The sequence below is a fragment of the Streptomyces sp. SID1328 genome (assembly GCF_009865595.1).
Lineage (GTDB): Bacteria > Actinomycetota > Actinomycetes > Streptomycetales > Streptomycetaceae > Streptomyces > Streptomyces griseoluteus.
Genome location: NZ_WWKH01000057.1, coordinates 1 through 7,437, shown reverse-complemented (window position 1 = coordinate 7,437; position 7,437 = coordinate 1). Strand labels below are relative to the sequence as shown.

Below are 7,437 nucleotides of genomic sequence, written 5' to 3'. Positions count from 1 at the left end.
GGTGAGGACCTCGGCGCGCCGGTAGACCTCGGCGGCGAGCCGTCCGCGGAAGGCGGCGAGCAGCGCGCGGACGGCGGGGGCGGCGCTGCCGGGGCCGAGCGCGAGGTAGTGCGCGCGGAGCTGGACGCCGTACTCGGTGACCAGCAGGGGCACGCCGGAGAAGTGCCGGGCGAGCAGGCCGGGCAGGGCGGCGGAGCCGCCGGAGGTGGCGTGGCAGAGGTCGACGGCGGCGAGGGCGTCCTCGCCGTACCAGTCGAGGGAGAGGGGGCACAGCGCGCGGGCGAGGTGGTCGGTGACGGCCAGCAGGTCGGGGACGCGCGCCTCGTGCGCCGCGCGCGGCGCGCCGGGGGCGCGGCAGGCGCGTTCCAGGGCGGTCACTGCGTGGTCGGAGCGGAGGGCTCCGGTCAGGGCGCCGGTGTCGCGGGCGAGTTCGGCGAGGCTGTACAGCGCGTTGCCGAAACGGTCCGCCACGTCGGCGGCGGAGCCCTCCTGCGGGGCGCAGACCGCGCCGAGCAGCTCGCCGTAGTGCTCGGCGAATCGCCTGCGGGCGCGGCGGCCCAGCGGGGCGCCGTCGTCCCCGGCCGCCCACGGCCGGGCGGTGCGCACCCGCCTGACCTGCGGCGGGATCGGCACCCAGCCGTCGTCCTCCTGCTGCCGGCCGCTCTTCAGCGCGTAGACGTCGAACTCGTGCTGCCCGAGCCCGCGCACGAGCCGGTCGCACCAGAGCCCGGTGTCACCGCCGACATACGGATAGCCACCCTCGGTAAGCAGTCCGATGCGCACGCGTGCACCCCCGATCTCCCGTGTGTGGGAGCCGCCGTCGTCCCGGCGGCTCGCAGCGGGACGAACGTATGCGGAGAGGGCGGTGGCGCGGCGGACGGTTGTCCGTCGCGCCACCAAAAGGGGTGAACGGTCGTAACTTTCGCGGGCGAACCGCGTTCCGACACGCTAAGAGATCGTGTGGTGACGTTCCGCACGCGAAACGTTACGCCGGAGCGGGCTCCCGCCGGGCCGCCCGGCGCCGTGCGGCGACCTCCGGGTCCAGCGCCGGTACGGCGGCCAGGAGTTGGCGGGTGTACGGGTCGCGCGGGTTCTCGTACACCTCGTCGGCGGGGCCGGTCTCCACGACCTGTCCCCGGCGCATGACGGCGACCCGGTCGCTGACCTGGCGGACCACGGCGAGATCATGCGCGACGAAGACGAGCGCGAGGCCGAGTTCCCGGCGCAACTCGTCCAGCAGCGCGACCACTTGGGCCTGGGTGGTGACGTCCAGCGCGGAGACCGGTTCGTCGCAGACGATGACGCGCGGGTCGGCGGCGAGGGCCCGCGCGATGCCGATGCGCTGGCGCTGGCCGCCGCTGAACTCGTGCGGGTAGCGGTCGTGGTGGGCCGCTTCGAGACCGACCCGCTCCAGCAGTCCGGTCACCCGCTCCCGTACGGCCTTGTCGTCCCTCTCGCCCTTGGCGCGCAGCGGGTCGGCGATCGACTCGCCCACCGTCCGGCGGGGGTTGAGGGAGGACGCCGGGTCCTGGAACACCATCTGCACGGACGGGTCGACCCCGCTGTGCGCGCGTCCGTCGTACCGGATGGTGCCCGAGGTGGGCTCCAGCAGCCCGACCAGCATGCGGCCCAGGGTGGTCTTGCCGCTGCCGCTCTCCCCCACGATCCCCAGGGTCTCGCCCCGGCGCAGGGTCAGCGAGACGTCGTCCACGGCGGTGAACGCCCCCCGCCCGCGCCCGAACTCCTTTCTCAGCCCGGCCGCTTCGAGCACCGTCTCCCCCGCCTCCTCGGCGGACGCGGGACGGGGTTCGTCCACGCGCGGTACGGCGGCGAGGAGGTCGCGGGTGTACGGCTGCTCGGGTGCGGCCAGCACCTGGCGCAGCGGCCCGTGTTCGACCGCTCGGCCGTGCCGCATCACGAGCACGTCGTCGGCGCTCTCGGCGGCGACGCCCACGTCATGGGTGACGAGCAGCAGGCCGAGCCCGTTCTCCTGGCGCAGGGTGTGCAGCAGGTCCAGGATCTGGGCCTGCACGGTGACATCGAGCGCGGTGGTCGGCTCGTCCGCGATGAGCAGCTCGGGTTCACACGCCAACGCCATGGCGATCAGGGCGCGTTGGCGCATGCCCCCGCTGAACTCGTGCGGCCGGGACCGGGCCCGCCGGGCCGCGTCCGGGATGCCGACCCGGTCCAGCACCTCGACGGCACGCGCGCGTGCGGCCCGCCGGGTGCTGCGGGTGTGGACGCGGTACACCTCGGCGATCTGGTCGCCCACCGCGTAGTACGGGTCGAGGGAGGACAGCGGGTCCTGGAAGACCATGGCGGCCTTGGCCCCGCGCAGCCCGCGCAGCTCGGCGTCGGAGGCGGCGGTCACGTCGGTGCCGGCCACCAGGACCGAGCCGCCGACCCGTGCCCCGGTGTCCCGGTGCAGGCCCAGCAGGGCGCCGGCGACGGTGGACTTGCCGGAGCCGGACTCGCCCACCAGGGCCAGCGCCACCCCCTTCTCCAGCGTGAAGGAGAGTCCGTCCACGGCGCGCAGGGCGCCGAACTCCACGGTGAGATCGGTGACTTCGACCAGGCTCATGCGAGGACCACCCGGCGGTCGGCCAGCGCGTACAGGACGTCCGCGACGGCGTTGGCGATGACGACGAAGAAGGCGACGACCAGGACCATGCCGACGACCACCGGCAGGTCCACGACCTTGACCGCGTGCACCAGCTCCTGGCCGATGCCGGGCAGCCCGAACAGCGTCTCGGTGAGGACCGCGCCGCCGATGGCGGAGCCGACGTTGTTGGCGTTGAGCGCGATCACGGGGGCGAGCGCGCCGCGCAGGGCGTGCCGTCCGACGATGGCCCGCTCGCCGACGCCGTAGGCGCGGAAGGTGCGGATGTGGTCCTCGGCGAGGGTCTCCAGCATGGCCGAGCGGGTGAGCCGGGCGAACGCGGCCGCCTCGATCAGGGCCAGCGACAGCCAGGGCAGCAGCAGGTTCCACGCCCACTGCTCGGGGTCGTCGCCGAAGCGCACGTACTGCGGGAACGGCAGCAGTTGGAGTTCGCCGCAGACCACGATCATCAGCACCAGACCGAGCACGAACACGGGCGTGGCCCAGCCGGCCAGGGTCAGCACGGTGAGCACCCGCTCGGAGAGCCGGCCGCGCCGCCAGGCGGAGAGGACGCCGGTGCCGACGCCGATGACCAGCCAGAGCACCATCGCGCCGGCCACCAGCGAGAGGCTGACCGGCAGCTTGGCCAGCAGCAGCGTGAGCACCTGCTGGTCGCTCTGGTAGGAGAGCCCGAGGCAGGGCGCCGCGCAGTGCTCGACCGAGGTGCCGGTGGAGTAGTCCTGGCCGACGAACAGCCCTTGGAGGAAGTGGAAGTAGCGCAGGTAGAGCGGGTCGTCGAGCCGGAGCTGGGCGGCGACCTGGTGCACCTGCTCCGGGGAGCAGCGCGGGCCGCAGGTGATCTGGGCGACGTTGCCGGGGGTGGCGTAGAAGACCACGTAGACGAGGACCGAGACGGCGAGCAGGGTGATGAGCGTGCCCGCCGCGCGGCGCAGCAGGAAACCGCCGAAGCCGTTCACGCGGCGTCCTCCTTCCGGGCGCGGCCGGTGCCGATGCGCAGCCGGGAGGCGGCGCGGGGGTCGAGTGCGGTGCGCACGCCGTCGCCGAGGACGGTGAGGGCGAGCACGGTGGTGAACAGGGCGCCGGCCGGGAACAGCAGATACTGCGGCGCGGCCTGGTACCAGACGTCGGCGGCGGTGATCATCTGTCCCCACGACGGCGTCGGCGGCTTCACCCCGACGCCGAGGAAGGACAGGGCCGCCTCGGCGGAGATGTTGGTGGGCACCAGCAGCGCGGCGTAGGTGATGACGGGCGCGGCGAGGCCGGGCAGCAGCTCGCGGCGGGCCACCCGTACGGCGCCCCATCCGCTGAGCCGGGCGGCGGCCACGTGATCGAGCCCCTTGAGGGTGAGGGTCTGGGCGCGCACGATCTTGGCGACGTTGCCCCAGGCGATCAGCCCGATGACGAGCGCGACCAGCACCGGGCGGGGGAAGCTCGCGGGCACGATGGCCAGCAGCGCCAGCGCCATGATCATGAGCGGCAGGGCCACGATGATGTCGGTGATCCGGCTGAGGATCTGGTCCAGCCACCGGCTGCCCGTGGCGGCGGCCACACCGACGGTGACGCCGATGAGCACCTGGATGAGGGTGGCCGCGAAGGCGACGCCCAGCGAGACGCGGGCGCCCACCACCAGCCGGGCGAACAGGTCGCGGCCGGTCTGCGGTTCGACGCCCAGCCAGTGCTCGGCACTCATCCCGCCGAGCGACCCGATGGGCACGCCGCCGCGCGCGGAGTCGACGAGGCCGGGGTGGTACGTGGTGGGGTCCTGGCCCTCGAGGGCGGTGAGCAGTGGCGCGGCGAGCGCGACCAGGACGAGGAGCGCGACGACGGCCGCGGCGACCAGGGCGGCCCGCTGCGCGCGCAGCCGCCGCCAGAACTGACGGGCCCCCGAGGCCGCCGGGGCGGTGATGTCCGCCCCGGCGGCCTCGACGGCGACGAGTGCTTCGCTCACCGGGTCACTTCACCGCGACCTGGGAGATGTCCAGCACACCGGTCCAGTCGCTGATCACGATGTTCTTGACGTCCGAGCCGTACAGGCGCTTGTAGACGGGGTGGAACAGCGGGACGACGAGGGCCTGTCCGGCGATCTTCTTGTCCAGCGCGCCCCAGCGGGCGGCGGCCGCGTTCAGGTCGGTCAGCTTGTTGATGGCGTCGATCTCGGTGTTGACCGACTTGTCGTCCAGCAGACCGGTGTTGAAGTTGGCGCCGTCCTTGACGATCTGGCGGCCGTCGAAGATCGGGGCGAGGAAGGGACCGCCGGAGGGCCAGTCGGCACCCCAGTGGGCGAGGAAGAAGCCGGGCTCGGTCTTGATGCTGTGGATCTTGTCCCGGTAGTCGTTGTCCTCCAGACCCTGGAGCCTGACCGTGATCCCGGCCTTCTTCAGGGCGTCCTGGAGGGCGGTGGCGATCTCCGGGCTGGTCTCGAAGTCCTTGCTGTTGGAATGCGTGAGGGTGACGGTCAGCCCGCCCGGGTGCCCGGCCTCCTTCAGCAGCTCCTTCGCCTTGGCCGCGTTGCCGGACTTGCCCGCCGGGAACAGGTCGTGCGGGGTGTACCCGAAGGACTTCTGGTCGGGCAGGAAGGTGGTGGCCGGCTCGGCGAGCGCGGAACCGCCGGCCGCGTTGATCACCGAGGAGCGGTCGACGGCGTACGAGATCGCCTGGCGCACCTTGGGGTCGTCGAACGGCTTCACCTTCGGGTTGAAGGCGATGTAGTTCGTGTAACCGAAGTGGCCGGTGCCCACGCGGGCGGCGAGGCTCTTGTCGCCGCTGACGCGGGCGAGTTCGGCCGGGCCGAGGTTGGTGTCGGTGGTGACGGCGGCCTTGTCGGCGCCCTGGGAGGCGGCGAGCCGCTGGTTGATGACGGAGGAGTCGAGCCCGGAGCGCACGTCGACCCTGTCCGGGTACGCCTTGCGCTCGTCGTCACCGCTCCAGTGCGGATTGCGCTCCAGCAGCACACGCTCGCCGTCGTTCTGGTTCCTGACCACCCGGTACGGCCCCGAGGAGACCGGGTGCTGCTCGTACTTGGTGCCGGTGTCCTTGCTCTTCGGCACCGGGGTGAACTGCGTCTGGGTGGCGAGGAAGGGGAACTCGCCCTCGGGCTTGTTCAGATGGAAGACGATCGTGCGCGCGTCCGGCGTCGCGATCGCGGAGAGGCCCTTCTTGTCCTTGTACGGCCCCTGGTAGTCGGCGGCGCCGCTCAGCCAGTCCCGCAGGTAGGGCGCGCCACCGGAGAGTTCGGGGGCGAAGGACCGCTCGATGCCGTACTTGATGTCGGCCGAGGTGATCGGCGTCCCGTCCTCGTACTTCAGCCCCTTCTTCAGGGTGTACGTCCACACGGTCGCGTCCTTGTTGGGGCGGCCGGTGTCGGTGGCGAGGTCGGGGACCACCTTGGCGCCCTCGGCGCCGTTCTCGCGGTTGCGCGTGGTGAGGGTGCGGAAGACCAGCGAGGGGACGTTGCCGCCGCCGGAGGTGTAGAGGCGGGCCGGGTCGAAGTCGGTCTGGGCCTCGGCGTTCAGCACGGTGAGGGTGCCGCCCTTGTGGGGCGTGGAGTCGCCACCGGCGCCCTTGGCATCGTTGTCCTCAGGGCCGCAGGCGGCGGCGCCCGCTGCCACGACCAGGCCGACGGATGCCGCTGCCACGCGGCGCGCTATGACGGACGATTGACGCATCGGAAATGACGACCTCTCGGGGGACCCCCCGGACTGTCCGAGGGGTGAGACATGGGGACGAGGAATGAGACACCTGCGGACAGGTGCCGGCCCCGGCGTCAGTCGTCGAGAGATCCCGCGAGGAAGCTCACGGGCGGCAGGGTGAAAAGGGCACGCATCGACGCGGACGCCAGGAAGGCGGCGTCAGCGACAGTCGATGTCGGCCACGCAGAGGGCGGTCACACCGATGAGCGCCAGCTCGATGGCGGCGCTGCGGAAGACGGAGTGACGGGACCACATGCGCAGAAATATGAACGAAGTTGCGACTCATGTCAATGTGACATGAGTCGGCTCCCGTCAACTCCTGCGGTTGCTTCTGCGTCAACTCTTGGGGTACGGCCAGGCGTTGGGCAGGCAGTGGATTCCGTCGTGGTCGAGGAACTTGGTCTGCTGCTGCATCACCGGGGCGATCGAGCCGTCCTTCTGGCAGGTGACGTGCCCGTGCCCGAGCCGGTGGCCGACCTCGTGGTTGATCAGCATCTGGCGGTAGGCGTGGATCTTGGCGTCCCCGTAGGTGACACTGCCCTGCGCCCAGCGGTAAGCGTTGATCATCACGCGCTCGGTGGCCGCCGAGTCGCAGGAGACGTTGTCCTCGGTGGTGTCCAGGCCCGACTTGGCGCACCACTCGGCGGTCGTGCCGGGGCTGGCCAGCGTGATCACGAAGTCCGGCTTGCCGGTGGAGACCCGCTCGAAGGTGCGCTGACCGCCGTGCGCCCAGCTCCGGTCGTCGTTGAGGGTGCGCTGCACGGCGTCGGCGAACAGCGCGCCGTCCAGGCCGAGCCCCTGCTCGACGTCGACCCGGTAGGTCATCTTCGGGCCCTTGCCGGGCGCCTTGGCCGAGCCGGGCACGGTGTCGAACTTGCCGGAACCCTTGAGGGTCGCCCCCAGGGGATAGAGCCGGCCCATCTTCTGGGCGTACGTCAGCGGAACGGCGCTCGGCGCGCTGGAGGGCACGGCCTGGGCGGCGGGCGGCAGGCCGCCTCCCGTGGTCTGGGCCCGCGACTCGCCCTGGGCGCGGCCGTCGGCCACCTGGCCGGCGACGACGACGGCGAGCACGGTGGTCACGGCGGCGGCCGCGACCCCGGTGAAGGCCCGCCCCCTGCCGCCGTGCCG

At 72.2% G+C, this 7,437-nt stretch carries 7 protein-coding genes; all 7 read right to left on the bottom strand.

Annotation, left to right across the window (positions count from 1 at the left end; translation table 11 throughout):
* Positions 1-783 (bottom strand): DUF3492 domain-containing protein (locus GT030_RS01785; RefSeq protein ID WP_161199493.1); only part of this gene is annotated, 783 nt, incomplete at its 3' end.
* Between the two features lie 202 nt (positions 784-985).
* Complete coding sequence (locus GT030_RS01780; RefSeq protein WP_161199492.1) at positions 986-2,581, bottom strand: ABC transporter ATP-binding protein; 1,596 nt, start codon at positions 2,579-2,581, stop codon at positions 986-988.
* Positions 2,578-3,576, bottom strand: a complete 999-nt coding sequence (locus GT030_RS01775; RefSeq protein ID WP_135789688.1) for an ABC transporter permease — start codon at positions 3,574-3,576, stop codon at positions 2,578-2,580. Before GT030_RS01775 ends, GT030_RS01780 begins: the two co-directional genes overlap by 4 nt.
* Positions 3,573-4,568, bottom strand: a complete 996-nt coding sequence (locus GT030_RS01770; RefSeq protein ID WP_161199491.1) for an ABC transporter permease — start codon at positions 4,566-4,568, stop codon at positions 3,573-3,575. The genes GT030_RS01775 and GT030_RS01770 overlap by 4 nt, the downstream gene beginning before the upstream one ends.
* 4 nt (positions 4,569-4,572) lie before the next feature.
* The gene (locus GT030_RS01765) at positions 4,573-6,285 is read right to left on the bottom strand and encodes an ABC transporter substrate-binding protein (RefSeq protein ID WP_161199490.1); all 1,713 of its coding nucleotides are present in this window, start codon (positions 6,283-6,285) and stop codon (positions 4,573-4,575) included.
* A gap of 183 nt (positions 6,286-6,468) precedes the next feature.
* Positions 6,469-6,564 (bottom strand): Ms4533A family Cys-rich leader peptide, encoded by a 96-nt coding sequence (locus GT030_RS37275; protein WP_341866572.1) that lies wholly within the window; start codon positions 6,562-6,564, stop codon positions 6,469-6,471.
* An 81-nt stretch (positions 6,565-6,645) separates the two neighbouring features.
* Positions 6,646-7,437: DUF3152 domain-containing protein (locus GT030_RS01760; RefSeq protein WP_161199489.1), on the bottom strand; the 792-nt coding region annotated here is incomplete at its 5' end.